37 protein-coding genes and 1 pseudogene are annotated in these 25,536 nt (G+C 56.8%); 2 read left to right on the plus strand and 36 right to left on the minus strand.

Annotated elements, in window-relative coordinates; all coding sequences use genetic code 11:
• The 31 genes from THS27_RS04225 to THS27_RS04380 form a co-directional block, all read right to left on the minus strand.
• Positions 1–405: a gp436 family protein gene (locus THS27_RS04225; RefSeq protein WP_168184822.1), complete on the minus strand. Its 405-nt coding sequence runs from the start codon at positions 403–405 to the stop codon at positions 1–3.
• 1 nt (position 406) lies between these two features.
• Positions 407–817, minus strand: coding sequence for an HI1506-related protein (locus tag THS27_RS04230; RefSeq protein ID WP_085588174.1), 411 nt, complete (start codon positions 815–817; stop codon positions 407–409).
• 43 nt (positions 818–860) lie between these two features.
• Entirely contained in the window at positions 861–1,763 is a 903-nt protein-coding gene (locus THS27_RS04235) for a Mu-like prophage major head subunit gpT family protein (RefSeq protein WP_168184823.1), read from the minus strand.
• A 28-nt stretch (positions 1,764–1,791) separates the two neighbouring features.
• Positions 1,792–2,220, minus strand: coding sequence for a hypothetical protein (locus THS27_RS04240; RefSeq protein ID WP_085588177.1), 429 nt, complete (start codon positions 2,218–2,220; stop codon positions 1,792–1,794).
• Between the two features lie 42 nt (positions 2,221–2,262).
• Complete coding sequence (locus tag THS27_RS04245; RefSeq protein ID WP_210402819.1) at positions 2,263–3,342, minus strand: phage protease; 1,080 nt, start codon at positions 3,340–3,342, stop codon at positions 2,263–2,265.
• A 300-nt stretch (positions 3,343–3,642) separates the two neighbouring features.
• Entirely contained in the window at positions 3,643–4,089 is a 447-nt protein-coding gene (locus THS27_RS04250) for a phage virion morphogenesis protein (protein ID WP_085588179.1), read from the minus strand.
• A 103-nt stretch (positions 4,090–4,192) separates the two neighbouring features.
• Entirely contained in the window at positions 4,193–5,437 is a 1,245-nt protein-coding gene (locus tag THS27_RS04255; protein ID WP_085588181.1) for a PBECR2 nuclease fold domain-containing protein, read from the minus strand.
• Between the two features lies 1 nt (position 5,438).
• Positions 5,439–7,034 (minus strand): DUF935 domain-containing protein, encoded by a 1,596-nt coding sequence (locus THS27_RS04260; RefSeq protein ID WP_085588183.1) that lies wholly within the window; start codon positions 7,032–7,034, stop codon positions 5,439–5,441.
• An 11-nt stretch (positions 7,035–7,045) separates the two neighbouring features.
• Positions 7,046–8,620: a terminase large subunit domain-containing protein gene (locus tag THS27_RS04265; protein WP_085588185.1), complete on the minus strand. Its 1,575-nt coding sequence runs from the start codon at positions 8,618–8,620 to the stop codon at positions 7,046–7,048.
• A 5-nt stretch (positions 8,621–8,625) separates the two neighbouring features.
• A complete protein-coding gene (locus THS27_RS04270) occupies positions 8,626–9,183 on the minus strand; it encodes a DUF3486 family protein (protein ID WP_085588187.1) in 558 nt (185 codons plus the stop codon).
• Positions 9,184–9,185: 2 nt separating this feature from the next.
• Entirely contained in the window at positions 9,186–9,485 is a 300-nt protein-coding gene (locus tag THS27_RS04275) for a hypothetical protein (RefSeq protein WP_085588189.1), read from the minus strand.
• Positions 9,482–9,883 carry a hypothetical protein gene (locus tag THS27_RS04280; protein ID WP_085588191.1) on the minus strand — a complete coding sequence of 134 codons (402 nt, stop codon included), beginning with the start codon at positions 9,881–9,883 and terminating at the stop codon, positions 9,482–9,484. Before THS27_RS04280 ends, THS27_RS04275 begins: the two co-directional genes overlap by 4 nt.
• A complete protein-coding gene (locus THS27_RS04285; RefSeq protein WP_085588193.1) occupies positions 9,880–10,089 on the minus strand; it encodes a TraR/DksA family transcriptional regulator in 210 nt (69 codons plus the stop codon). Before THS27_RS04285 ends, THS27_RS04280 begins: the two co-directional genes overlap by 4 nt.
• Entirely contained in the window at positions 10,089–10,712 is a 624-nt protein-coding gene (locus tag THS27_RS04290) for a hypothetical protein (RefSeq protein ID WP_139835466.1), read from the minus strand. The genes THS27_RS04285 and THS27_RS04290 overlap by 1 nt, the downstream gene beginning before the upstream one ends.
• Before the next feature lie 4 nt (positions 10,713–10,716).
• Entirely contained in the window at positions 10,717–11,277 is a 561-nt protein-coding gene (locus tag THS27_RS04295) for a glycoside hydrolase family 108 protein (RefSeq protein ID WP_085588197.1), read from the minus strand.
• Positions 11,278–11,383: 106 nt separating this feature from the next.
• Complete coding sequence (locus THS27_RS04300; protein WP_085588199.1) at positions 11,384–11,743, minus strand: helix-turn-helix domain-containing protein; 360 nt, start codon at positions 11,741–11,743, stop codon at positions 11,384–11,386.
• Between the two features lie 171 nt (positions 11,744–11,914).
• Positions 11,915–12,190, minus strand: a complete 276-nt coding sequence (locus tag THS27_RS04310; protein WP_085588203.1) for a hypothetical protein — start codon at positions 12,188–12,190, stop codon at positions 11,915–11,917.
• Positions 12,187–12,900, minus strand: coding sequence for a gp16 family protein (locus tag THS27_RS04315; RefSeq protein WP_085588204.1), 714 nt, complete (start codon positions 12,898–12,900; stop codon positions 12,187–12,189). The genes THS27_RS04310 and THS27_RS04315 overlap by 4 nt, the downstream gene beginning before the upstream one ends.
• Positions 12,897–13,610 carry a DUF2786 domain-containing protein gene (locus THS27_RS04320; protein WP_085588206.1) on the minus strand — a complete coding sequence of 238 codons (714 nt, stop codon included), beginning with the start codon at positions 13,608–13,610 and terminating at the stop codon, positions 12,897–12,899. Before THS27_RS04320 ends, THS27_RS04315 begins: the two co-directional genes overlap by 4 nt.
• Positions 13,597–13,887 carry a hypothetical protein gene (locus tag THS27_RS04325; protein ID WP_139835468.1) on the minus strand — a complete coding sequence of 97 codons (291 nt, stop codon included), beginning with the start codon at positions 13,885–13,887 and terminating at the stop codon, positions 13,597–13,599. Before THS27_RS04325 ends, THS27_RS04320 begins: the two co-directional genes overlap by 14 nt.
• A complete protein-coding gene (locus THS27_RS04330; RefSeq protein WP_085588208.1) occupies positions 13,884–14,540 on the minus strand; it encodes an MT-A70 family methyltransferase in 657 nt (218 codons plus the stop codon). Before THS27_RS04330 ends, THS27_RS04325 begins: the two co-directional genes overlap by 4 nt.
• Entirely contained in the window at positions 14,533–14,838 is a 306-nt protein-coding gene (locus THS27_RS04335; RefSeq protein WP_085588210.1) for a hypothetical protein, read from the minus strand. Before THS27_RS04335 ends, THS27_RS04330 begins: the two co-directional genes overlap by 8 nt.
• A gap of 1 nt (position 14,839) precedes the next feature.
• The gene (locus THS27_RS04340) at positions 14,840–15,133 is read right to left on the minus strand and encodes a hypothetical protein (RefSeq protein ID WP_085588212.1); all 294 of its coding nucleotides are present in this window, start codon (positions 15,131–15,133) and stop codon (positions 14,840–14,842) included.
• 283 nt (positions 15,134–15,416) lie between these two features.
• Positions 15,417–15,644 carry a hypothetical protein gene (locus THS27_RS04345; RefSeq protein WP_139835469.1) on the minus strand — a complete coding sequence of 76 codons (228 nt, stop codon included), beginning with the start codon at positions 15,642–15,644 and terminating at the stop codon, positions 15,417–15,419.
• Complete coding sequence (locus THS27_RS04350; RefSeq protein WP_085588216.1) at positions 15,641–15,850, minus strand: hypothetical protein; 210 nt, start codon at positions 15,848–15,850, stop codon at positions 15,641–15,643. The genes THS27_RS04345 and THS27_RS04350 overlap by 4 nt, the downstream gene beginning before the upstream one ends.
• Positions 15,837–16,265 (minus strand): hypothetical protein, encoded by a 429-nt coding sequence (locus tag THS27_RS04355; protein WP_085588218.1) that lies wholly within the window; start codon positions 16,263–16,265, stop codon positions 15,837–15,839. The genes THS27_RS04350 and THS27_RS04355 overlap by 14 nt, the downstream gene beginning before the upstream one ends.
• 1 nt (position 16,266) lies before the next feature.
• Positions 16,267–16,803, minus strand: coding sequence for a host-nuclease inhibitor Gam family protein (locus THS27_RS04360; protein WP_085588220.1), 537 nt, complete (start codon positions 16,801–16,803; stop codon positions 16,267–16,269).
• 76 nt (positions 16,804–16,879) lie between these two features.
• Positions 16,880–17,173, minus strand: coding sequence for a hypothetical protein (locus THS27_RS04365; RefSeq protein WP_139835470.1), 294 nt, complete (start codon positions 17,171–17,173; stop codon positions 16,880–16,882).
• Positions 17,174–17,180: 7 nt separating this feature from the next.
• Positions 17,181–18,161 carry an AAA family ATPase gene (locus THS27_RS04370; RefSeq protein ID WP_085588224.1) on the minus strand — a complete coding sequence of 327 codons (981 nt, stop codon included), beginning with the start codon at positions 18,159–18,161 and terminating at the stop codon, positions 17,181–17,183.
• A 62-nt stretch (positions 18,162–18,223) separates the two neighbouring features.
• Positions 18,224–20,176: a transposase domain-containing protein gene (locus THS27_RS04375; RefSeq protein ID WP_085588226.1), complete on the minus strand. Its 1,953-nt coding sequence runs from the start codon at positions 20,174–20,176 to the stop codon at positions 18,224–18,226.
• Entirely contained in the window at positions 20,176–20,637 is a 462-nt protein-coding gene (locus THS27_RS04380; RefSeq protein ID WP_085588228.1) for a hypothetical protein, read from the minus strand. The genes THS27_RS04375 and THS27_RS04380 overlap by 1 nt, the downstream gene beginning before the upstream one ends.
• 86 nt (positions 20,638–20,723) lie before the next feature.
• Here THS27_RS04380 and THS27_RS04385 point away from each other — a divergent pair, with 86 nt between their 5' ends.
• On the plus strand, positions 20,724–20,942 hold the full coding sequence (locus THS27_RS04385; RefSeq protein WP_085588230.1) for a hypothetical protein: 219 nt from the start codon (positions 20,724–20,726) through the stop codon (positions 20,940–20,942).
• Between the two features lie 75 nt (positions 20,943–21,017).
• On the opposite strand, the gene THS27_RS04390 is transcribed toward THS27_RS04385, so the two are convergent.
• From THS27_RS04390 to THS27_RS04405, 4 genes are all read right to left on the minus strand, one after another.
• The gene (locus THS27_RS04390; protein WP_085588232.1) at positions 21,018–21,878 is read right to left on the minus strand and encodes a ParB/RepB/Spo0J family partition protein; all 861 of its coding nucleotides are present in this window, start codon (positions 21,876–21,878) and stop codon (positions 21,018–21,020) included.
• Between the two features lie 248 nt (positions 21,879–22,126).
• The gene (locus tag THS27_RS04395) at positions 22,127–22,780 is read right to left on the minus strand and encodes a hypothetical protein (protein WP_085588234.1); all 654 of its coding nucleotides are present in this window, start codon (positions 22,778–22,780) and stop codon (positions 22,127–22,129) included.
• Between the two features lie 10 nt (positions 22,781–22,790).
• Positions 22,791–23,375 carry a hypothetical protein gene (locus tag THS27_RS04400; RefSeq protein ID WP_085588236.1) on the minus strand — a complete coding sequence of 195 codons (585 nt, stop codon included), beginning with the start codon at positions 23,373–23,375 and terminating at the stop codon, positions 22,791–22,793.
• Positions 23,372–23,683, minus strand: a complete 312-nt coding sequence (locus tag THS27_RS04405; RefSeq protein ID WP_085588238.1) for a helix-turn-helix domain-containing protein — start codon at positions 23,681–23,683, stop codon at positions 23,372–23,374. The genes THS27_RS04400 and THS27_RS04405 overlap by 4 nt, the downstream gene beginning before the upstream one ends.
• A 249-nt stretch (positions 23,684–23,932) precedes the next feature.
• On the opposite strand from THS27_RS04405, the gene THS27_RS04410 reads away from it, so the two are divergent.
• Positions 23,933–24,439 (plus strand): helix-turn-helix transcriptional regulator, encoded by a 507-nt coding sequence (locus THS27_RS04410; protein WP_139835471.1) that lies wholly within the window; start codon positions 23,933–23,935, stop codon positions 24,437–24,439.
• Between the two features lie 422 nt (positions 24,440–24,861).
• On the opposite strand, the pseudogene THS27_RS04415 reads toward THS27_RS04410, so the two are convergent.
• Positions 24,862–25,536, minus strand: a pseudogene (locus THS27_RS04415) (alkene reductase); the annotation flags it as partial.

A 25,536-nucleotide genomic window follows, 5' to 3' on the forward strand; every position in this document is an offset into this window, starting at 1 on the left:
TTAAAACCCCATCTTGCGCGGATCGGCCATAACCGGCAGCGCATCGCCCCATTGCGGGGTGTCTGTGCTGGGGGTGCGACCATCAAGAACCAGTTTGCCATCGGCAATCGATTGCAGCATTTTGATCGCGTCATTCTTGCGGTTGCGTATGCCCTCGGGGGGTTCGACCCAATGCAGGGCATACAGGATCAAATCACAGGCAATGGTTTTTAAAAGGGCCGGTGGACTGGAAAGCGGCAGGTCATAACGACCTGCCAGATATCCATCAATCACGCCATCCGCCTCGGCAATCGCCGCATCGATCACGCCGGTATCGGCAACATCATCACCATCGCGGTCAGCCAGCCGGGTAAGCTGATCCGTCCCGATACGATTGCCAAGGTCGGTTGCGTTGACATAGGGCATGTCAGGCTTCCTGAACCACGAGATTAGGTTCAGCAAAAATGGCCCCGATCTGATCATCGGTCAGGTCGCAAGTTTTCAGTGTGACTGGCTCCCGGCCAAAGCGCAGACCAGCCCGACGGAACGTCGTCAGACCGCGCCGGGTTTTGACCATGATCTCCTCGGGCAACAGGAAGTCCCGGTCATCCTCGCTGTCCGTGCCCTGTTCGTCTTCGCCACCCGTCTGAGCGGCGGCCTGATCGACGACGTTTTCGGCATTACCGTCACCCGCCGACTTGTCCTGGCTATCGCCGGTGTCGGTTTTCACCGCCATCGGGTCGGCGGAAGCTGGTTTTTCAGCTTCCTCCTGGTCTTTCTTTTTCGCCGAAGATGCAGGTGCCTTCGGTGCTGCATTCCCGCTTTTGCGCGCTGCCATGCTACTCTCCTATGGGGTCTCGTCATCCTGAAAGGACGCTGGATCAGGCCGCAGCAAGACGGCGGTTAAGAACAATTTTGGAGGTGTTAAACCATTTATTGGTGCCGCCTCCTGCAAGCGCCGAAGTATTGACAACCTGTAGTGCATCACCTTCAAGCGTGCTTGGTACCATCGTATGCGTGTGGGCAAGGCCCAGCGGGCGACCATAATCCCCCAGTAGGCCCTGAAGGCGCTGACGGGCGGCTTCATAATTTTCTGCGTTCAGTTCCTGCTTGCTGCGCACGGCCAATTGCCAAAGACCGGCACCGGCATTTGCACGGGCGTCAACGCCGAAAATGAAGTTGTCGGTCATAAAGACATTTGAATCATTCAGGTTCGTGATCGACCGGAAATCATAGTCGCGGCGTTTTTGAAAAATGAACGGCTTGATAAAGCGCGACAGATCCATCACGTACCAGGCAGGGCCAGCCCCGCCCATATCGTTTGAAACGCTGGTTTCCTTGCCGTCTGCATCGAGCACCGGATGGTCCGTATCAAACAGGTTCTGCCCGTCATAGCAAAGCGGGTTGCTTTCGATCAGTTCAACAATAAGTTTATTGGGATGCACCTTGGCTGATCGGCCTTGTTCCTGAAAAACCGGCGCATAAACCCCATAGGTGTCATCTTCGATGCGATCACGCGAAACGCCGTGGGTCAATTCAAACTTGCGGTTCTTGATCGCAAATTCAGCCGCCTCCAGGGAATGAATAACACGGTCGCCGATCCATTCACGCAAATCTGCCATCGATTTGAGCCACGGATAAACCTCAACCGCCGTGGTACTGGGCACAGTGGTTGCGATCATACCTGCAATATCTTCTTCCGCGCCGACCGAAGAAAAACCCTGCTGAAACGCGGTTTTATAGCCCTTGAAAACCGCTTCAAGATTGGAGGACGTTAAATCCATAATAAAGATCCTTTCGGGGGGTAATCGATTACGCCAGGACGCCGCTGGTCGGATCGACCAGGACCCAGACACCGCTGTCATCGACATCGTCGACAATGCCGACAATACTGCGCGTGCTTGTGCCGCTGGTCTTTGCGACCGTCAGATCATCGACCGCGTAGCAAGCCTTGCCGATTTCGCCGGTCGTGATCGCATCGGTCGAGGTTGAGTTGGCAAAGCGGTAAATACCGCGTTCAACAGCCGCGACCATGTCGCCATCGCCACCTGCCGAGTTGTCACATTCAGCGCTAAACACCCCAACCGCGATCAGGCCGGTGGCTGTGGTGGCCGGTTCGACAAACCCGCCATTCAAAACCGCAATCGTGCCTGCGTAGGCGTGGGTGGCCGCCGCCATGCCATAGCCGCGTGACAGACCAAGGCGATGCGGCGTATTTGTGTTTTTGGTTGCTGCGGTCATGATCAAATCCTTTCCGCTTTAGCTGTTAAAACCCGGAGCGCCTTACGAGGCGTTCGCTTTGGCGTAATCTTCGGGGGAAAGACCCATCTGCTTGCAGACAGCCAGATCCGCATCATTCAGGCCGTTGCCATCCGTTGCTTTCTTTTCCGGGGCCTTGCCTGCCGTCTGAAGCCCCTTTAAGGCCGCAAGCGGGGCCGCGTCCGCCAGATGCGATTTCAAAACCGCAACGGTCTGGCCGCGCAGCCAGTCAGCTGTCGCCTTACCGGCAATGCGGCCATCGGCAACACCTTCTTCAATAAGGCGGTCCCGCTCGCTTTCTTCACCACTTGCCTTCAGCACGGCCAACTGGGCTTTCAGTTCGTCATAGACCGGCTGGGGAACACCCACAGCCGGTGCGGCTTTCAACGCGGCAATCGCCGGTTTGGCGTCCTCTCCGTCTTTCAGGCCAAGCTCGGCCCGCAGGGCGGCCATCTGGTCATTGCCGGTTTTCAGGGCCGCAACCGCCTTGATGGCATTGGCTTCGGTGGTGTCTTCGGGAAGCCCAAGGGCTTCGAGCAGGATTTTGAGGTCCATCTCATCGGTCTCCGTTTGGGAATGTTCGATATCAAAGGGAAGGGCCGCACGGGCTGCCGCTAGCGCCCGCTGATCCAGCCCGTGAATGGCCGGGGTGTTCGTCAGTGCAATTTGCAACAGGTCAAGCGGGGTGCCGCTCCCGTCATAGGGAAAGACCGGCGACAGATACAAATATTCATCCGCATCGACCATCGCCTGTGCCGCAGCTGTCCATTTGACCGCGCCATAAAGGCCGTCTTCACGCCATTCCAGCGTTTTCGGGTCAACCCAGCCCGCCGCAGGGGCCGGTTTCCCGTTTTGTGCCGACATCAGGGTCTGGTGTTCGTAATCGATCACGATATTGGTCGAACGGTTTTGCGCATTTGCGATCAGCACAGCAGCCGATGCCTGGTCAAGATGCCACGGCCCCTGACCAGACATTGCCCCGCGCGGAGCGGAGAATGTGCCCGCAGGCATCAGACGCTTTAAATCACCCTGCGTCCGGTCAAGCGACACGGCACAAATGGCGATCTTCGGCATATGTTTTTTGGATAGCTGATGCGTTTTCATGCCGACATCTTCGGTCAAACGCGCACAGGTCATAAGGGCGTAAGGTTGCGCCCTCAATGCCGGTTTTGATGATTTTGGGGAAAGTGCCTTTCAAGGCAGGACTGACGCTACCCCGGATCGCCCTTTAACGCAAGACCGCCAAACAGGAGCGAACCCGACCGCCCCTTGAAGTTTAAGAGGCATTTAAGAGGTTTTAAGAGCTATATCAGGCGACGCACCCGCTTTCAGAGCCACAACGGGGCAGCTTTAATGCCAAAACGCACCACGGGCGAAAAATCGGAACGCTGGTCAGAGATGTTGTTAAAGCCCGATATAGTCCTTCACAATATCCTCAATCACCGAAATATCTTCGGACGAAAAGCCCAGCCAGGTGCGCGCCGGGATGCCGCGATCCTCGTCGCCAAATTGCTGGGTCGCGCCGTAAATCCGGTCGGTGCCAAATGCCAGCTCATTACCCGTGATCTGATAGCGCAGCAAATCGCGTAAATCGCCGCTTTCAATCAGAATGCCGCGATCACGGCCTTTGCGCTGCTTGCGCTTTACAGTCGATGCCTTCAGGGGCTTCCACGGCTCGCCGTCGGGCGATGTCTGGTGATCCCAGCGTTCGCGATGCGCCAGATCAAGATATTCACCAATATCTGCCAATAACGGGGCAAGGTTTTCACCGCGCGCAATCAACTGCCGAAACCGCCTTTGGGCTTCGCGGTCATCCAGTGTGAAGTCAAACTCTAAACTTGCCCCGGCCATGTCTGTCTCCTATAATTAATCCAGCGCCATAGGGCAGGCAGTCTCTGACCAGACCACCAATCCCATGCTCTGGCGAACCACGACGGGTCAGCGCCGTGGTTTCTTATTGCCCGCGCCGATAAAGCCTGACACCGGCCCTGAAGGCGTCAATATGCTCGTCGTCGGTTTGAAACGTCGTCACACCGGCCCAGCCATCGCGGCCCCATTCAAACACTGCAATACCGGGCTGGGCTTCGCCCTCAATCATGAAGCTGGCGATGTAGCGACGCCGTAAAACCGGTTTATCCGTCGCACCGTGAAATTCACCTGCCACCCATATCTCGTCAGGCTCTTTAATCGCTCTGGCCAGCATCGGCAAAAACCGGGCGCGGTCGCGCTTGCCGACTTTCAGCTTGCCTGTGCCAGGATGACGAAACAGCGCATCGGAAATCGCCAAAGGTTCACCCGCTGCATCCTTGAAGACCTTGGGGGTATCAAGCGTTGCGCCAAATTCCTTCAAAAAGCTGTCAATATAAGCCTCCGGTGCCAGACCATTCTCCAACAACGCACCGGTAAAATCCTGCGCATCGGGTAAGGCATCAACCGCACCCCGGTCCGGGAAGTGCCGACCGGGGACAGATTTCAACGGCTGCTCAATCTCGGGCGGCGACATCGATCTTACGCGCCCCGCACCGGGCCGATGTTCAAACCCCGGATCAATCCCTTCAGGTAAAGTCACCTCACGCGGACTGGGACCATTCACACCAATGGTTTTATCCACCATCGGAATATCAGGGGCCTGCTCCATCACGGTCAGCCCCATGCGCTCCACATCGCGGGCAGAAATCGCAAATTTCTTGCAGGTACAGCCCCAACCATTTTGCGGCGACCAGGTATCCCAGAACGGATCATCAAGCGGAATAACCCAGCCATCCTTTGCCAGATGATGTGGGCGCGGATCAGATGATCCGCCGTGCCGGTAAAGCCCATAAGGGCGGCGCGCGCGCAATTCGGGGTCCGCCATCTGCGCTTCGCGCCCCGCATGATAAGACTGGCGCAGATTGGTTTCATAAATCACGCGCGTCCGCCAGTTGCGGCCCCCTTTGTAATCCCAGCCATGCCGGGCGACAATCTCGTCAAAATCCTTGCGAAACTGCGCGATGGTCAGGCCGCCCTCAATCATTCTGGCGATGGATTGTTGCAGATCCTCGACCAGCGCCATCTTGCTCGCCCCGGCCACCATAAAGCCGTGATCATGCTCTCCTGCATAAAGGTCAGTCCAGGTCCTGGTCGGCATGGCCAGCTTGGATCGAAAAAAATCGATCTGCTGTTTAAAGGGAACGCTGCCATACTGCGCCGATGACGCCATGCTAGAGCCCCTCCATCAGATCAAAGCGCCCTGCCAGATGTGCCGCCGCCATTGCCTCGGCCAGCGCATCAGCAAGGCTTCCCGTATCAAGCTCGGCGGTCATTTCCACCAGCCGGTCACGTAAGGCCTCAAGGCTATCGGCCTCATCCACAACCTTGCGGATCTGCTCGATCCAGCCCGCTGTCGGATCGTCCTTTAGCGCGGTCTCGATTTGCCCTGATACCGCATCGCTGGAAAGCGCAGTACCAGACTTCAGTGCCGCAATTCGCGTCGCCGCAACATCGGTTTTATCAGCCGGGGTGGTTTCACCCGGGGCGAAGGGCGCAGGCTTCGCTTTTGCCTGCAAAACCTCGTCCTCATCCGTCGCAGTCGGAATGCCGGTTTTTTCATGCACCCACCACATCGGGATCTTCATGCCCATATCAACAAAGGTTGGTAATGTGTCTGACAGCGCCTTGTAATCCTCGGTTTCGTCGGTATCGAGCCAGAATTTCGGCGCGCGGCGCAAATCCTCGATGCCGAAATTAAGCGCTGCCATCGGCCACAAAATATCGCGCCGGATCGTCCCGGCATATTGCCGCACGTCAGACCGGATCAGGCTGTTTAAGCCCCGCTCATGCACATTACCCAGTGCATTGGTATTGGTCCCTTCGCCGGTACCACTGGTCAGCGTCCCACCTAGAATAACCTTGGCCTTGGCCCGTTCGCACCAATCGAGCATCGCCTGGTAAACATCGGCACGACCTTCGGCAGCATTTAAAAAATCAATCTTCATGCCTTCGGGGATGATGCCCGCTGCCGACCGGCCAAGGCTGGTCACAGCCCGCAAAAGAGCGGCTTTTTCCGCATTGGTTGCCCCGCGCGGATATTCCCCGATCCGCGCAGGCAACCCGTAAATTTCCAGCAATTGCGCCAGATCGCCCAGCGCGTAATTCTGAAATAAATACGGCCATGCCAGCATCCGGTGCAGCCCGGTGCGCGCCACATAACCCGGTTTGGCGCGATGCCGGTGCGACACCCAGCCTAATGGCCACAACTGCGCTTCATCATTCTGAAGGCCCTTGATCACGATCCTGTTCTGATCATATTGATCAAGCGCGAACCAGCCATGCGGGCGCAATACGGGCTGGCAAATTCGCCGCGCCGTTCCTTCACGGTCCCACGGCAGTTCCAGTTGTGCCCAGCCATGCCCGACCGCCGATCCCATATCGCCAATCAGATCCTCTACCTCAATGCCACTAAACACCTCCGAACAAAACTCGGTGGCTTTGGTTTCTGCGGCAGATGCGCCGTCCGGTGCCGAAATCTGCCATTCGAGCTCGGACGCCGCCTGGCGACGCTTGGCCATATCCGCACCGATCTGCGGGTCTTTTTCCTCCATATCCTCAAACAGCTCGGACTGTGCTGCCAGATCGCCCTGTTCGGCGGCTTCTAAAATGCGGTGCAGCTTGTCTGGCGTCAGCCCTTTGGAGGGGTGATTGGCAAATTCCTGTTTAAGCTGGCCAACCCGCGCCTCGGCATCGGACTGCAACTCATTTAATGCAGGTTCCTTGACGTTCGGCTTGATGAGTTTCTTTGTTTTCTTGTTGCGCTTCATCTGTCGTCTCCTTACCAGGCACCCGATGCAGCAAAACCTTCGTCAGCGTCATCGTCGAGTTCGTCATCGTCATGCACGCCTGAGCGACCAAACGGCCCGCCTTTGGGCGCTGACGTAAATTCTATCGGCGCACTTTCCCCATCGGCGGCACTGTCCGCCATTGCCAGGGCAATCGCCGCATCTCCGTGGCGGTTTTTGTTATCGCCGGTTTTGGCATCGGGAATTTTGGGAATGCCTTTAATCACCTGAATCGCGCGCACGTCATCAACCACATCGCGATCACGCGGGATCAAAATCAAATCATCTTCAAAGCGCGCCTTGAATTTTGGCATCACATCGAGATACCAGGCCTGACTGATCATCACCGCCTCGATGCGCGATGCGCCATAGCGGTAAACCGCCTGTTCAGCCAGATATTGCCCATTGCCGCGCGCATCAAGCCGACCGGCGCGCAAACGCGGCAACCGGTCAACAATATAAAACAGGATCTGCTCCTGGGATCGAAACGGCACATTGCGCAACTCAACCAGAAACGGCACCACACGCTTTAACGCCGGTTTTATTGCCATTGGTGCAATAACAGTCAAATCGCCAGACCGGCCAAAATCCTCGCCAAACACATGCTCATCTGTCGGATCAAGGGTGGCGAGCACGGGGGCAAGATACTGTTCGCACCATGCTGCCACCTCGATATCGCGTTGTGCTTCCACCAACAGATTAAAGGCGTCATCCCCGTCAAACCGGATAACCGGCGCGTCATGCATGCGGCTTTCAATCAGGGTGCGTGATAAATAAGCCCCGCCGCCTGATTTCGGCACGCAGTAGTATTCCTCAAACGCATCTTCGCGCGATGCGGTCCCGGCCAGCAGCTTTTTCTTCCATGCCTGTTCGGCCTGCGGGCTCCACTCGACACCCCGGATCTGACAGATGCGCTGGTAAAGACCCTGTTCGCAAGCATCGTCCAGGGTAATACGATGAATACTGTAGGGCTTCTTTCCCGCGCGCGTGTCCTCGATTAGTTCGTTAAACAGATGCTCGACACCGTTATGCGTCGAAATAATGCGGATCTTCGATCCCCACATCGTCAACGCGAGGGCCGCTTTCAGCACCTCGTCCAGATGATCGTGGAAAGCCGCCTCGTCGATCGTCACATTGCCCTGGCGACCACGCAGATTGCTGGGGAGTGACGACAGCGCCTGAATTTTGAAACCGCTGGCGAACCGGATATTGAAGGTCAGGATATCCTTGTCACCATCCTTCAGAACCTCTTCCTCGATCTCGCCAGCCGCCTGATCGAATGCCTTGGCCCACATCGCACAGGCATCGATAAACTCGACTGCCATATCGCGGCCCGAACCGACATAGAAATGGTTGTCGCCACCGGCTTTCTTTGATGCCCCTGCGGTTAAAACCGCGTCGGCGGCTTCCGCCCAGGTCAAACCGGTTCGGCGCGATTTTTCGGCAATCTTGATTTCGGCTTTATCGGCAATCCAGTCGCGCTGATATTTCAGCAACACCTCATCCGGATTAAAGACGGAAGGATCGAATGCCACTGGTTCCAGACGGGTTTCTGCCAGTTCCATCATTTCACCTAATTACTTACGCCAAGGATCTCGGCCTTGATGGCACTGACAGCTTCTTTTGACAGCCCTTTGGCGGTTTTCGCCGCAACCTTCTCGACCATGTCAGCCGCGCGTTTGCGTTCCTCGGCGGCAATGTGTTCGCGCAGCCTGGTCTCAAAATCCTGATCATTGCGCAAAGCCTTGCCAAGGTCGGCCAGCCCTTTACCAAGCATCATGACATCCTTGGTCTCAAGGTCAGCTTCCTCGTCTTGCAGCTTCATCAGCAAATCAAACACCATCGACCTGGTCATTTCGACCAGCAGGCGACCTTGCTTGCCCTGAATAGCGGACTCGCCCAGTTCAGTCGCAATCGCCTCGGTAATCTGGCGCGATTCCCGCAGCCGTGCCGCAACCCGTTCAAAGTTTTTACTATATCTGCCGACCGAGGATCGTGAGATTTCGTAATCGCGCTTCGCCAGCCATTCGACCAGACTGTCAATCGAGCACCGACCCGTCGCCATCAAATGCCGAAAATCCTTCAAGTCATCCTGCGACAACTCGGTTTCAATCTTTGATTTAACCGCCATGATCAGGCCCCCGGACCGGGCCGCGCGATCCCGGCCACCTGTACCCGGCCAGCGGCGACATCAAGGCCGCGCTGGGTAATAGTGGCGGCATGCACAGTGGTGGAAATCTCGTCAACAGTAACCATACCCATATCGCGCAACCACGCGTAATCCCCGCGCACCATGTCGCGCGAACATCCGAACCCGAAATGCTCAACCACCGAATGCATCACGCTATCATTGGCGGAATAGCCGTTTTCTTCGGCAAGGTACCGCAAGATGGTCAGGCGGCGCTTTTCGGCAACAAAATCACGGTAGCTCACGGCATGCCTCCCTTCGCATTCAGCAGATAGGTTTCAACACGATCAAGAACACGTTCGACCCGTTTCTGGTTTTCGGCATCCGCCTCAACACGCTGCACGATCCCGCCCAACCGCCCCGACAGCCGTTCGATTGCAATGCTTAATTCATGAAACTCCGACTGCGATGGCACGCCAGCAAACCGGCTCTCCATCAAATTGACCTTGTCTGTCGCATGATCAATCCTCATGCCGATGTCGCCGAGGTCGCGCGAAAACACGTCTGCCAGCTTTTTCATGTCAGCTTCAAAATCCTCGCGTGTGACGAACCGCTTTTTAAGCGACCAGCCCGTCCAGGCAAAAAATCCTTGCAACACCAACACGCACGCCCAGCCATAATTCGATAGCATTTCCAGCGTCACAACCGGCTCCCTGTTTCCAATTCACTTTGACACCCAATACAGCGCAATGCCCCGCGCAGGGCCTTGCGCCGCGCATCTGGTATCGGCTCCCCGCATTCCACACAGTTTTCCAAAACCAGTTCGGCAGCCCGTATCCGGTGACAGGCCAGCGATTGCGTGCGCAGCCGGTATTCAAGCTCCTGCGCGTCATCAACGATGTCCCCCATCACTTCCTCCACGCCTTGATCACGCTCGCCACACCTTCGCTGGCCGCTGCAACAGTGGCCGCGCTGGCATCCAGTGGCCGACCGGCGCGAATTTCCGCCTCAATCGCCTTGTCGCGTTCCCGGCAGCCCATGTATTTTTTAATCACGCTTACACAGGCCCAAAAGGCCCCCAGCGCCGGTGCCCAGATCATTTCCGCAACGGGTTTTGCCTCGGCAATGCTGGCCCATACCGAAAAGCCCGGCAGCTGATAACCAAAATAAAACCCGCCGATTTTCATCGCCCAATCGGCGACTGCGAGAAAAAACAGCGCCGAAATTGCATAACCAAACAGGCGAATAACCCCCATCGCCTGCAGGGCAATCTGCGGGCGGGCCGTGGCGCGCACATGGTCGGCATCGCCTGCGGTCAGGTTCATAAACCGCTGGGTGTCGAACTGCTGAAGCTGAATGACGCTGGCAATGATGCGGTCGCGCTGCTCAGGCGGCAGTGCATCAACCTGTTGTGATAACTCCTGCGCGGTCTCCCCGGCATCATCGCTGCCGGTGACCGCATTATAAACCGCGCGCGCCCCGTCAAACAGGGCGGGTGCGGCGGTTAAGGCAGCAAGCAAAGCCCCCATCATCCCCTCACGCGTAAGCGCGGCTTAACCAGCCGCCGCGATATTTTTCAAATTTCGGCTTGGCAATAATCAACCCGCGATAAAACCCGGCAGTTTCAGAGCGAAACGCCGTCATCGCCCCCCACTGGTCAACGTCAAACAAAACCCGTTTGGTCAGGGGGCCAATCACACCATCATCAGGGATGTTTTCGCCACACGCGCGACAGGCACGTTGCAGCAACTTATGTGCTTGCAACGCCCCCATATTGACAGCCAGGTCAAAAACCTTGGGGGCAATACCGCCCGGCAGGCTGTCATAGCCATATTTCGCCCACCAGTTGTCATGGTAGATCGTGATCGCGGTTTCACGCGGCATCTGGCGCATGTCATCGGCATCGACATCGCCGTCACGGTCAAAATCGAAATCATTAAACCCGTCATGATCCAGATCGATCTCGCCCAGCGAGATCAGATAACGCAGCGAAATCCCGTAGCGGGTCGCCCCGCCGGGATCGGTGGCGTCATTAACAAAACCGCCCTCATGCAAAAGGACGGTTTTAACAGCCTCTGAAAAGGTTCTGGAATACATGAAATCCCGCTCCAACAATGTTGAAAGCAGGATGCGCGATCCGCTTAAATCATATCAGGGCGCAACACTTGCGCCCCTGACAGTTGCGGAATTTTGGTACGGGATTTTAAAGTGCGGAAAACAGGTCCGTCTGCCGGGTCGGCGTGGTACCGGACTGCCAGTATTGCACGGTACGACGGCTGACCTTTAACCGCATCGCAATCCGTTCCTGGCTCCAGCCCTGATCATAAAGCCAGGCCGCGACAATCTTTTTGGCCAGCGGAATTTCAATGCGCTCGTCGGCGAGATCCTTCACAATTTTTTGTGCCGCGTCAAGCCCGACAATTTCAGCAAGCAAAGACCCTTCAGCGCGTTGCGGAATCCGAAACCGCGATCCGCCGCGCGCAAGGGTCAGGGTCAGGGCCGCATCAGTACCTGCAACCTCGGCAATCTGGGTCAAACCATGCGGCAGCGGGTGATTAGACATTTCCCTCGCCCTTGCTCAAGCCCGGTATTCTATCAGCTTGCGCCGGGCCAGATTCAGGGGCGCGGTTCGGCTTTTGCGGATTTTCCGCAACCCCGCTACCGCCGCAAATATGGCACGCCCAGATCCACAACAATCCCGTTCCGTCACATGCCGGGCAATCCTGCTTTTCCATCACCGCACCCTTTTCTCATCGCGCCAGATGGTCACGAGAACATGCAACCGCGCATCATAGATCGCAATCAGCCAGACCCCGTGATGGCGGACAGGAATGCGATACCGGCTGCGATCAGATACAAACACCGGCTCCAGCCTGCGCAGGGCATCTTGCAGGCTTTCGGCCTCGCGCATTGAAAGCGCAATCTGGCGCGCGCGGGCACGCTTCAACACATGATAAAAACAGTTGTTGCGGTGAAGGGTCCGGGCATTGAGCGGCGCATTAATATTCATTTTGCACCGCCCTTCAGGGCGCGCACCCGTCGCCCCAGTTCCTCAATCGCCCGGTCTGCTTCCCTATCTGAAAAATGCCAGTGTGACATATTGGTGGAACTACCAACAAAATCCTGCGCCCACCACGCCAGCGAACTTTGCGCCCCGTTCGGGTTTAAAATCCGCCACTGCGCCTCGATAATCCGGCAACGCGGGTTTTCAACGGTTTCGCTATACCCGATCTGATAAGGCGACCAGTTCACACCCGCCGCCCGCGTTGCCCAGGCCTTCAGCGCCTCAATCACCTTGTAACTGTCACCGGGCGACATAAACCCCACATCATCAACATTCGCCTGGCGTTTTACAAACCCTCCCAGAGCCTTCTCAGAAGGATCTGAGACAACACCAAGATGATAAAGCGATATCCAAAGTGCGCGAACTTTACGTTGCGCGTCGCCATCCGCCAAACGCGCCCGGCCAGCACGGGCGGGAACCTTCCTTTTCGGCTTGAAACCCAGCGATTTGAAATGCTCGATCAGCCCCACCAGTTGTGCTGTGCCAAGCTGGGTGCGGCTGGTTTTACCGGGATACAGGGCTGCAATAATGTCGCGATAGGCATCATCATCCAAACCAAGCTCTTTCTTGGCCACTTCGATTTTGCCATACAGGCGACGGCGATAGGGATCGACCAGCTTTTTCGGTTTTGCTGCGGTTTTGCGAAGAGCGGTCATGACTGATCACCTCCACCGGTCAGCGCCTGCTGGCCCTCACCTGCAACACCTTGACGAAAATCAACCTTGCTGCCATCGGCCAGACCATCCACCAACGCCCCGTAATCATGATTGCGCGCCTTGGTGCTAAGGTCTCTGCCTTTCATGCTCTGCAGGCTGTCGCCAAATTGCTTTGCCTCATAGGCTTCAATGGCTTTAATTTCCGCCTCTGTCGCGCAATGCGATAAGACCTTGTCAGCCACCGCGCGAACCCAGCCACTGGCATACATGTCGCCCCGGCGCACCTTGGTGCTGCGTTTCAGGCGTTTATTCAGGCCGCCAATATAGGCCGTGCGGCTTTTTATCAGCTGCCGCTCAAGCACTTCATAGGTATAAGCCGCGACCTTGGGGCCGACATCAATCCCGTAAAACTCGAAACGCGCCCGCCACCTGTCGCCGCGATAATACGCGCGATACACCGTCTCAACCCCAAAAGCGCGCGCCACCATATTGGCAAGCATAACAATATGCTTCGGGGGCACCCGGCCAGCACTGCTGTTCGCGGTGCTGCTGTTAACATCGCTGATCACAACATCATCATGGCTGACCCCGTATTTTTCCATCAAGTCCTGGGCGCGCGACAATGCCGCAGCCGCCTCGTTCGGGTTGTCAGATTGCGCCAGCGCCAAACAGGATTTGATTTTGCGCAGGATATTTTCATGCTCGGCCATTGCTATCTCCTGACGTCCCGGAATGAATTGATGTTTCAATGAACTGCTCTAACGGCGTCAAAGGCAGATTTTTCGGGCGCTGATCCGCTGTCACAAACCGCGCCAGATAGTCCCGCTGTGCTTTGCACCACGCCTTGTAGGGCCAGCGCTGTCGCTCGCTGTAGGGATAGGCATCGCGCACTGCCCTGACCCGATCCTTGAATGGCAAATCCGCCGGGAGCGTTGCGTGCAGTTCTCTGATCGTGGCCATCGCATCGTCGTACCAGGTACCGCTCATGCCACATCTCCAAACTTGTCGGTCTGGTTGCCCCATGCGGCCCAGCCCTTGCGCGTCTGGCGGGCAAACATTTCCAGATAAGGTCCATCGAACATCGTTTCAATGCGGTCATACTGTTCGTCGGGTTTGCGGGAATGCTCACGGCGCGGCGCGCGGATTTCGTCTTCGGGCCACCATTCAATCCAGTCGCGCACGGAATGAACCCCGGTAGGTATGCGGCCCATCCCGAACAAATCATCGGGCAAGGCGGATTTAAGCGATGGATTGCCCTTCGTGCACATCAGGCAGGGTTCAAGGTTTTTGCGGGTGCCATAACCGGGGCCAAAGGCATATTTGCCGGTTTCAGGGTTGAATTTGCGCCATTCCCAGGCAAGCCCGGCAAAGGTGAACCCCCAGCCGGTAATCATTTCCTGCCAGTGCGGCATGGTGGGCCACGTCACCCACAAAAACAGCACGCAATCATCGGCGCACAGGGCACTGACCGGCATTTTGGCAATCTGCTCAAAGCTCATGCAGTCATAATGCGCCTTGGCGTTTTTCGCTTCGCCCTTGGCTGACCAGTTGTCAAAGCTCACCGCCGGGTCCGCAAGGATCACGCGAAATCCCCCCGTTGGCCGCAAATTGACAAACTCTTTGATCAACTGGTTATTCATGACGACGGGTCGCTCCTTCAAGGGATAGGCGGCTCACGGTGGCGACAAGTTTCTGCCAGTTCCCACCGGCCTCGATGTAAGCCCGAACCAACTGTTCAGGGTCGGCAAAGGCGTCGGCGCTAAAAGCCTCTTCCTTACCGGCACTCAACACTTCATTCGCATGATGCAGGGCTGTTAAGAGACGGCCCCGTGCGGTTGCCCCGCGTGGTCGATCCCCACGCACAAACCCGGCAGCAACCATCGCCAGATCGGCAAGGGCAGCGTGTGCATCCGGGTTATGTGCAGGGGCTTTGGTCATTTCAGGCGGCTTTCTCTTCTTCCGGGATATAGAGAAAGTCGAGGATGGCGTCGTACCAGCCGATGCCCTCAAGCTCTTCGCGGGCACCATCGAACATTTCCCCGTCCGGCGATTTGCCTATGAACTTGCCGTTCCAGCTTGAATAAATGATCCGCAGATCCTCATTGGCGAACCGGCCAAAGATCGTGATCCAGTCCCCGCCATCATCGTAGCGGGAGGTATCAACCCCAAAACCGGCGTTGGCGCAAGCCGCCAGAACTTGTGTGTGGTCCAAATGGTCTTTGAATTTTTTCATTTTCCGTTCCTCATTTCAGGGGTGGTACGGGCCGGGCGCTACCCCGGCGTCGGCTCGGCACCCGTTTCCGCGTGCTGCATCGTGATCCCGCCTGGAACCTCTCGGTTTTCAACCTTTGGGCAACCGCACGTCGTACTGTGGTTTTTCCCGTCCGGCCCTTTAACGCGTGTCCAACTTCCACGCCGCCGCACCAAGGAACAGGCCGCAACCTGTTCGTTGCTAAGGCGGTGAACCGGGGCCAAACCAAAAGCTCGTAACAGGTTTGGGTGGCCCCGGTTTCTCTTCAAGCCCCCCGCACTTTCCGGCGCGGTGCCTGAAGAAACCTTTTGAACTGGGCAATCGCCTGCTTTTCACCGGCATAATCTTCGGCGGGGATGCCAGGCACCCGCCGTGTGTTGCCGATGCGCCAGCGCAGGATCGATTCCGGTCCCGACATCAAAAGCGTTGCCTCGACCGGCATATCGGGCGCGATGTGAATATCACCGCTGCCATAGCAATAGGCATACATCACGCAGCCTCCGTTTTTGGGGGTTTGCGATTGATCGCCCGTTCGGCGAACAGCGCATCAACCAGACGGGCTTTCTTGCTGCGATCCGGGGCAAAACCGCTTTGCGCGGCAACGCTCACCGCACCTTTGGCCGACCGGGCGATCACGTAAATCAGAGCCTGATCAACCAGCTCGACACAAAACACATCCCGCGCTTTACGCTTGCTCATGATCAGGCTCCGCAAAGAAATCCACCGGCAGGACCAGTTGAACAAACGGTTCCGAACGCCCCGGCACCCCGTCGATCTGTTCGGCGGTAATACGCTTGCCCGAGAACTGCTTGCCCTGGTAACTGGCGGGCAGGCGCGAAAAGGTAATCTGGGCAATTTTGCTGCGTTTGGGCAGTTTCAGTTCCCAGCCTTTGGAAACCTCGCTTAACCGCAGCTTCCCCTGATGTTCGTTTGTCCCCCAGCGTGCCATATAATAATGCCCGGGGCGCAGCTTCAGGCGCTTGACGGCATCCTCGCCAAAGCGCAGCACCAGCATCTGACACTTGCGCACACAGCGGGTTGAAATCATGATTTCATCGGGATTGACCGCCACAGTGCTGTATTTCTGCGGCGGGGCGATTTCCTCGAAAGACATTTCATTCCTCCTCACTCATCAGCGCCGCAACCAGCTTGTCGACATCACTGTCCTGCGGCTTGACAATGACAATGTCCGTGGCATCAACCACCGACACACCAAGGCGTTTCAAATCCTTGGCGGGCATGTTCGAAAGGGCCGTTTTCACCGGCTTTTCCGTGACCTTGATCAGCGTTTTGACACTGTCAGGAAACAGCTTGCGGATCGCGTTGATCAGCTGGTCATCATCGGGGCATTCAAGGCGACCGGGCTGTTTGGCATACCCCACCTTGATCCCGGCAAAAGTACGTGATTTTGGTTTTTCAAAAAGACCAGGTGTTTTAAGGATCGCGTCCTGCAAATCCTTTTCATGGCCGCGCAAAACCTCAACCTGCTTGCGGATCATGCCCATATAGCGAGCTTTCACCTTGTCAAGGTCTTCCTGCAAGGCCGTCACAGCCTCGGCAAGCTCGATCCGGGCGGCAGCATAGCCCTGGGTTTTCTGTTCAATATCGGCCATTGTGACCGGCAGGGATGATACTGGTGATAATGACGTCATGAGGGTTTTCCTTGCAGGGTCCGCAAAAAGCGAACCTGTTGAATGAGAAATCGGATGAAGGGAATGCGGGACCGCCTCATGCTGCGCTCCCCCCGTCATCAGGGCCGGAAAACCGCCGCGCCATCCGCCGATCCGCAAGATTGACGACTTGCCCGCGCGCTACCGCCCGCTCAATTGCCAGCAGGCTCGGCTCCCCCACCGACACCGGCCCGTTTGCGCGCTCATAGGTGCCCAGGCGGTCGGCAAGCTCCTGCAAATTGGTCAGCAAAATGTCGGTGGTTGAGGCATCGAGGTTCAACTTGCCGCCGCTCCGATGCGCCATTTTGCGCAAGGCCCCGGTCACGTTTGAAAGTTTCTGACTAAGCATCATTCCCTCCTTACGCCGCCGGTGAAACGAACGAGGACGAATGCTTGTCCCAGGCCATCTTGATATGCTCAATCGAGCGCGGCATCCCGGCACCGGCGGCAAGCATCGTTGCCAGTTGCAAGGTTTTCGTCATGCCACGCAACGCGCCGGGTTTGCGCCCGATGGCCTTAAGCAGCTTGATTTCTTCCTTGTCGGTAATGTCCCAGGCTTTGATCAGAACACACATGTCCTCGGCCTTTGGCCGCGACTGGGTGATACGCACCCCGACGCGGGAAAAAAGCTGGGCAAACTCGGCTTTGCGCCCGTTGCCTTCAAGCCGGGCATAAACCTGCTCATTACCAACCAGCGCAACGCCAACGGTGCCGCGCGCCCGATCATAGATCGACCTGATCTGATCAAGCGCCTCTGTCGATAATTGCTGCGCTTCATCGATAATGATCAGCCCTTGGGTGCCCTCAACCCGGCGGCAAATCGCGCGCGCCAGTTTCGCGGCATGCTTCTCTGTCACATCCATGACCTCGGCCAGTTCGACCAGAAGGCCATGCGTGCCCTTGGAACTGGGGTCCGCCGTTGCCAGCCACACATTGCGATTGGTGCGCGCATAATGTTCGCACGCAGTCGTTTTGCTGATCCCGGCACCCCCGGCAATAATCACGATTTCCGGTAATAGATGACCAAACGCAAGCGCATCAATGAACTCGCGTGTGGATGGCGTTTCAATATAGTCTGGCAGTTTAGGCGCACGCGCTGCGGCCTGCTTGCGTTCCCCAAGGCCGGAAAGCCAGATCTGCACTTCCCCGGCAATTCGCGAATTGTTGCCTGCGTAAGTGCTCTTAATCCACGCGGCAAATGTCGTGTATTTAACCCCGGAAAGCCGCGCGGCCTCCGTCTGGCTATAGCCCTCGGCTTCCATCACCGACTGGCAGGCAAGGCGGATTTCTTCGATCTCCGCATCGCTAAAGGTATGTTCTGTCGTGACTGGTCTGTTCATGCTATTTTCCTGTTGATCCTTGTTGGTCACGAGGGCGCGCTATGCTTGGTCGCGGCGCGTCCTCACTCTTCCAAACCACCCTGATAAACCTTCAGGCCAGCCCGGAAATTCCGTGAAAATTCGTTCTTGAAGTCCTGTTCTGAAACTGGTTCCGCCTCGACCTTGGCCGCAAGATTGCCCGATACCATGCGAACAGCAGCGGGTTGCGGGGCGGGTGTTGCGTCATCCATATCGGGCAACAGCCGCATATATTCGTCGATTGAAAGGGACCGTTCGATTTCGGCGGCCTGTTTGGTCAGATTGACAAAACTGCGCCGTTTGCGGCCATGATTGCGCGCGGCACTGCGGTCAGGAAAGCCGCTGGCCTCCCAAAGTTCAACCTCGCCGATAAAGCTGCCATCAAGGCGATAGGCATAAACACTGTCATGCAGAAAATCGGGGTCAAACCGCACCATGATCGGCTTGCCAACATGCTCAAGCAGGCAGTCGGACCAATAGGTATTGCCCATCAACTCAACTCGGCCACTGCGCTTGTCGGTACGAATTTTTTCCGCCGCCAGCAAACACATGCGCAACTGTTCAGGTGCTGCCTTGCGGATCACCGCATTGACATAGCTTTCATCAAATGCCTGATCAAACGACCGCAATCCACCGCAAACCCGCGTTTTGCGCTTGGTCCGCGCATTGTGGGCGCGAATGCCTTCGCCAACCACTTTCAGAAAATCGTCCAGCGGAACAGCACGGCTCGCGTAATTTTCCGGCTTGGCCATCGGGTTATTGCCGGTATAGGCCCCGGCAAATGCCGGATGTTTGGCGATATGATTACAAAAATCGCGAAACATGCGTTCAATTGGCTTTGACTGCCCCGAATACGGCTTTGTCCAGTGAATGCCGATGCCAAGGGCGGTCAATATCCCGCTTGGCTCCTCGGGTTTAACCTTGAACCGGTATCTGTTCGGGGTGCCGCCGGTGATGCATTTCGCCGCAAAACCGCGCCCGTTATCCAGCCAGCAATGATCAGGAATGCCATAATCACGAAACAGATCGCCAAATGCCAGCCGGACAAGGTCAGAATTTTCCGACTTGTCCACCCGCCACGCGACACATTTGTTTGAATACAAATCCTGTATCGCCACCATCAGCGGGCGGGTTATTGTGCCATCCGGGAACCGCACAAAAACGTCCCATTTATGACCGTCCACATTGACCGCTTCCATCGCATGAAACTCACTGCGATCACGTATCTGCGGCGGATACATCATTTTCAGCTTTTCATTGCCTTCACGCAGCAACACCCGCACCGGCGCGGGAATTTCCGTTTCCAGCCGCCGTTCCAAAGTGCGCCCCGCCGGGATTGACCAGCCATGTTCCTTTGCCGCCATTTCAAGGCGCAGGTAACAGGCGGTAAAAGGCGGCTTTTCCAGCCGCAGCCAGTCCGCCTTGATAAACTCCCAGGCACGCGGGTCGCATTCCACCGTTTTGGTCCGTCCGGTATGGCGCGGGCAAAGGGCGGGCAGCCAGTCTTTCCGGTCCAGCCCCTCAACCATCTTGAACCAGTTAAAAATCGTCGATTTGCCAACCTTTTGCTGATCGGCCACCGCATAAACCGCCCGGTCCTTTGACAGCGCCCCGCGCTGCAACCCGCACACCGCCTCTAAAATAGACAGCCGGTACCGTGCCTTGCTTTTGCGCGCATCGGGCTGGCGCTCAAACCAGTCCCAGTCAACCCGGCTGGCCGTCGCCCCGCGAATGGCAGGGGCACCATCCTCTTTCTGCTTGCGCGCAATTTCGCGCTTATGCAGGGCGCGCTGGGCGGCAACCGGAAACAGCGACCAGTGATATTCCCAGCCGCCGCCTTTAATGCCCTGGCATTTACGCGCCAGCGGCTCGCCACCAACCGTTAAGGCCGTACGCCAGCCTTCTCTTCCCGCCAGCCTCGTGATATCGCGGGCTAGCGCCGGAATAGCAGGTAACCTCATACCTTCAATCTCGGCTGGCGAATAAAACTCTTTCATCACGCCAGCCCTTTCCACATCTGATATTCCGCATCCGCCATCGCCTGCGCCTTGCGCGACCGTTCCTGCCACGCCAGATGCCGCAATCCGTGCAAATCGCGACGCGGCACCACCGCAAGGCCCAGTGGCTCAAGCTCGCTGCCAATCACCCGCGCATCTTTCGTCGCCGCCACCAGCGCCACCGCCCGCGCCAGACTGATATTATGATCGCCGCGTGCCTGCCCGGCATAGGCATCGAGCATCGCCTTGCTCACCGGCTTACCTAAAAATTCCCCCATCGCGCCCGCAATATCCGCCCGGCTCATCTCCGCATCGCGCAAAACCTCGGCCACCATCCGGCTGACGCGCTCAGCCACACTGTTCGCCCGCACCCGCGCCTCATCCTCAAACCGCACCGCGATTTTGGGCGGCGTCCAGTCGGTGAACAAATCCAGCGTCCCGTCATCTTTGCGTCGGCTCATCACGCAGCCTCCCGGGATTGGCGGGGGTTCCCGGCTTCGCTATGATCGGTGGTGTCAACCATTCCAACCAGCAAAGGGAAACCCCCATGAGTGAAGAAAAAGGAAATACCGCCGCCGACCAGAAGGCGCTCGCGTTGAATGTGGCAATGACGGCGCTGGTCAGAAGTCTTGTGATGCAAAACCATCTCGATATAGACCTTTATCTTAGCCAGCTAGGAAGCGCGCGACAGCGCCTCGAACAACTTGAAGAAACCGAAGCGGCTGCCTTGCTTGGCGGATTTGCCGAATCTTTGCAGGCGACTTGACACCCCAGCCGGGCGGGACATCCCACGTGTACCAAAAATCATTTTCCTGCCCGGTATTTTTCGAGCCGTTACTCATTACGCAGCCTCCTCAATATTGGGTTCCGTTACGCTCAAAAGCTCTCTTAACAACCGCCGATCAGCCTCTGAAAGCTCGTGAACAAAGGCCCGGCGCGCCAAAATCCCTGCATGCATCCACGCATTAACCAGGTGGCGCGTCTGCGCTTCGTTCCTGTCCGGCACGGCGGCAACCTTGCCGCTCACCCGTTCAATCGCGGCTTTAACGGATTTAACCGGGGCGTTTTCCCCCAGCATTAAACCCACAATCTCTGCTTGCTGCTCCGGTGGCTGCTTGGCCAGCAACAAAAGCTCTTTCTGGTTTTTTGAAAGTATCGTACCCGTCAGGGACCGGCGGATTTCCGGGGAAATCTTGCTGACAATCGTCACCGCACGTTGAATGGTGCGCGGGTTAAGGCCGGTTTTCTCCGCAGCATCTTTTGCAAACGACATCGTGTCGTTTGCAGAATCGTGCCGGGCCTTTGCGCCCGCAACGCCAGCCTTCGTCTCAGGATGTAAACCTTCATAAACCGCCTTGCGCTCGGCCAAAAACACCGCCCGGTCCAGCGGATTAAGCTCGTGGCGCAACAAATTCTCGTCAATCTCGATCAACCGCGCTGCAAGCGGGCTTAGTCCCTCATAAACTTCCGCCGGTATCTCGCTTAAACCCGCCAGTTGCGCCGCCGCAAGCCGGTGCGCCCCCGCAACCAGCACATAATTGGGCCGCAACGCCTTTTCGCGGTAAACCATACTCACCGCAATCGGTTGTAAAATTCGCCCGCATTCGCGGATCGAACCGGCAATCACCGCAACATGGTCCGGGTCAACGGCACGCAGCCGCTCACCAACCTCAATGGCCGATATTTCAATCATTTTCGACATTCAGGGCCTCATAAATAACGAAAAAAATCACAAAAGAAAAAAAGGCGGCGACGCTCGCAGGGGGAAGCGGGGGATAGCGTCGCCGCCACTTTCCCTCTAAACTCGGAGTTGCAAACCCAACCGAGGAGGGAAAACACGATGGATAAAGAAGAGACCTTTCGTATGGCCATCTCACTGACCGAAAAGCTGATTGAAACGAAACAGCTTCGCTCGACATCCCCGAAAAGCGCGGGGAAGGACGTTGAAGACTACGCTTCGGAAATACACGCCGCGATCCGGCGCGCCTGGGTCAAAGCCCAGGATGACGGCACCTTGCATTCCGGCAAATAAACCTTTCCGCCCATCATTAATCCGGCAACAAGTTCCCGAATGAAGGCTTTGCCACCAAAATCCTTCACCACCACATGCGCAAAGGTGGCAATAGCCTCGGCCTGTTCTGCGTTGGGCTGAAGCGCCTTAATCTCGGCAACCAGATCAACAGGTTCGATCTGGTTGCTTTTTTCACCAACGATTCCCAAAACGCTTTTCTTAATCGCCTCAATCTGTTCTGACGAAAGACTAAACCCTTTGGGCTTAATCACGATCCGCTCAAAATTGACGCCGCTCTGGATGCAGACTTCAAACTTTGTTGCATCCAGAGTCGTCTGGCCCGGTTTTTCTGCGTCAGGCGCATTAGGTCCAGCCCCTTCAACAATCCCGGCGATAAACTTAAGGGCACCAACGTCCAGAAGACCGCTCGCCAGGGCCGATGCAAAAGCAACCACTGCATCGGCCTCGCTTTTGCTCAGCCTTGAAATGCGACGCACACAAGTCCCGTCGCTCGTTTCAACATCAAGGCCGCAACATGCTGCGCCCTCATCATCCGGATCAACCCCCTCCGGTGCAGGAAAACCTTTCACCATAACAGCCTCCTTATCGCCGCGCCGACCGGCGCGACAGGTTAAAAACAGTGCCAATATTTTGGGAAATCGGCCCGTGGCAGCTCAAATCCCCAACCATCATTTCGGTCAGGGCGCGGCGCAATTGCCCGGCATCCGACAACATCCGGTCCACATGCGCCTGCCGCTCTTTTGCCTGGGCGCGCACAAGGTCAATATCATCGGGTTCTGTCGGTTTTCCGGCGATAGGGTCATTCTCAAGCGGCAGCGCATGTGCCGCCCGGATCATCCCCTCGAAAAAATCACTGGCGTCGGCCTTAAGGGGCAGCCCGACAAATTTGGATGCAAAAACAAAACGATCCAGATACGCCTGCCGGTTTTTGGCATCGGCCCGCGCCGCGTCAACATCGGTAAAGCTGCACGTTTCTTTCCCATCAGGCACATGCGTGTCACGCCCCTCAAGCGCATCGGCAATCTGGCGAAAAAACGCCGCATGAACCCCGTTTAGCTTGAGATGCACGGCAAAAACCGTCACCGCCGCCAGTTCCTTTTCATCAAGAAAGGAAAAATCGGGCACCGGCCCTGCTTCCCCGCTCTTCGCCTTATCACCACCGTTCACGCTGCTTCTCCTTTTAAACAGTGACGCAGGCGGGGTGTGTGGCTATAGTTTTCAGCAGGTTGAGGCTTAAGGCGTGCGCCTGTTTCCATATCGAACCGCGATGGCCATATCTGGCGGGGGCTAAGCCCCAGCACCTCGGCAATCGCCATTTCACCGTGGAAATACGGCACAACCGCTGCCTTGCAGGCTGTCCGCGCCGGTAAACCATATTGCCGCTCAACATCGGCATAGGTATAACCACGTTGTTCCAGCTTGTAGCGGATCATGCCAGGCGGCATGTCTCCCGCAACGGCAAGCGCATCGCTCATAAGACCATCCTTGTCGCCGCCGACCCCGCCAGGTCGGTTTGTTTTGTAATTCGGTTTTCGTAGGTACGAAAAGCACAATGCTACAAAAATCGACCATCGTCAATCAAGAAAACGGGCGAAAGTTCGCCCATTGCTATATTAATAGAGCATTTCCCATAAGTGATTGTTTAAAAATAATTTTTATTGAACTTTCGCAGCTTGGAACAAGTTTCGCTGCCGTGCGAAAGTTGAAACCCGGAACTTTCGCCCATGTCTGACACATTAGGCTGCCGAATGCGTACCGCTAGGAAATGGTTGAATATTAGTGCATCCGAAGCTGCGGACCTGGCGAAGGTGAACCGCAACTCTTGGGAGCGATATGAAAACGACAAAACCGAACCAAAACCTTCAGCACTATCTGTTTTGTTGGATCGCGGGATTAACGCTCAATGGCTACTGACCGGTGAAGGGTCGATGATGCGCGGGGATGAGGGCGTGGCGCCGACGGCGCCGGCAGCACCAGCTGACGCCGGGCGGCTTGATAAAAAGCTGGTCGGGCGACTGACCGATAAAATCGTAAGGACTTACAAGGACCTGGGAATGGGCATCGCCATCCACGAAGCCACCGAAATGGCGATAGACGAACATAACCGCATCGTCGCCACCGTGGATGATCCCGCCGATCGCATGGTCTGTGTCGGCGAATATGCCGCCGATCTGCGCCACAGGCTGTTAACGCAACCCGCCAAAACTGATACCGGCAAACGCCAGGCATAAGACTTGTAAAAATGTAACATCGCGGGCCACCCGCAGGCCCGGCCCACCCTTTTCAGAGATCCCCTAAGAGGCTACAATCCCTTTCAGAGTTTCATAAGAGCCCGTTACAACCCAAAGGCCCTAACTCCAAAATCATCTGTCAAAACCACCCGAAACCACCCGCACTCCAAAAACAAAAAAGCGCGCCGCACAATCCCTGCACAACGCGCCTAAAACCCCGGTTCTCCGCCATCCATCCCGCCACATCCCCCCAAATCCCACCCAGTCCCGCCTTCCTCTAAGAACAAGTGTCGGTTAACAGCGGAAATGTTCTGGGCAGAACGCGACGGCGGGACAAGACTTGTAAAAATCTCGATCCGGCCGCTCGCTTCATCCGTTTGCAACGGGGCGGCTGGATCGAGAAGTCTGCCTCGGCAGAAGCCTCAGCCGAGAGGCGGGTAGTCCGTGTAACCCTGCTCGCCACCCGCATAGTGCGTCGCAGGGTCGGACGGCGCCAAGGCGGCGTCGCGGCGGAAGCGTTCGGGGAGATCAGGGTTGCTGATGAAGAGCGTTCCGAACGTCACCGCATCGGCCAGACCGGTGGCTATCGCCCGTTCGGCAGTGTCGCGATCATATCCAACGTTCACGATGAACTGACCGGTAAACCGCTTTCTCGCTTCGGGTGCCAGCAGCTTGAGACCGTCCGGAAGCTGGGCCGGCTCCATGAAGTGGAGCATCCCTACCTTCCTCGCCTCAAGGGCTTCGACGGCAAACATATAGGTGCCTTCCAGATCGCTATCGCCCATGTCGTTATAGGGGATCCGCGGCGAAAGCCGGACGGACACGCGGGATGGCCCAAAGACACGGATGGCGGCATCAGTCGCTTCGAGCAAGAAACGGGCGCGATTTTCGACAGGGCCACCATAGGCGTCGGTTCGTTTGTTGGGCCCGTCTTCGAGGAACTGGGCGGGTAGAAAGCCATTGGCACCATGCACCTCCACGCCGTCGAAGCCCGCATCTTTTGCTGCGCGTGCGGCGGTCTCATAGTCCAGGATCGTGCTCTGGATCTCCTCCAAAGTCATCGCCCGGGGGGTGACGCTAGGCTCAGGACTCATTAA

Origin of the sequence: Thalassospira sp. MCCC 1A01428 (assembly GCF_002115825.1) — a bacterium.
Taxonomy (GTDB): Bacteria; Pseudomonadota; Alphaproteobacteria; order Rhodospirillales; family Thalassospiraceae; genus Thalassospira.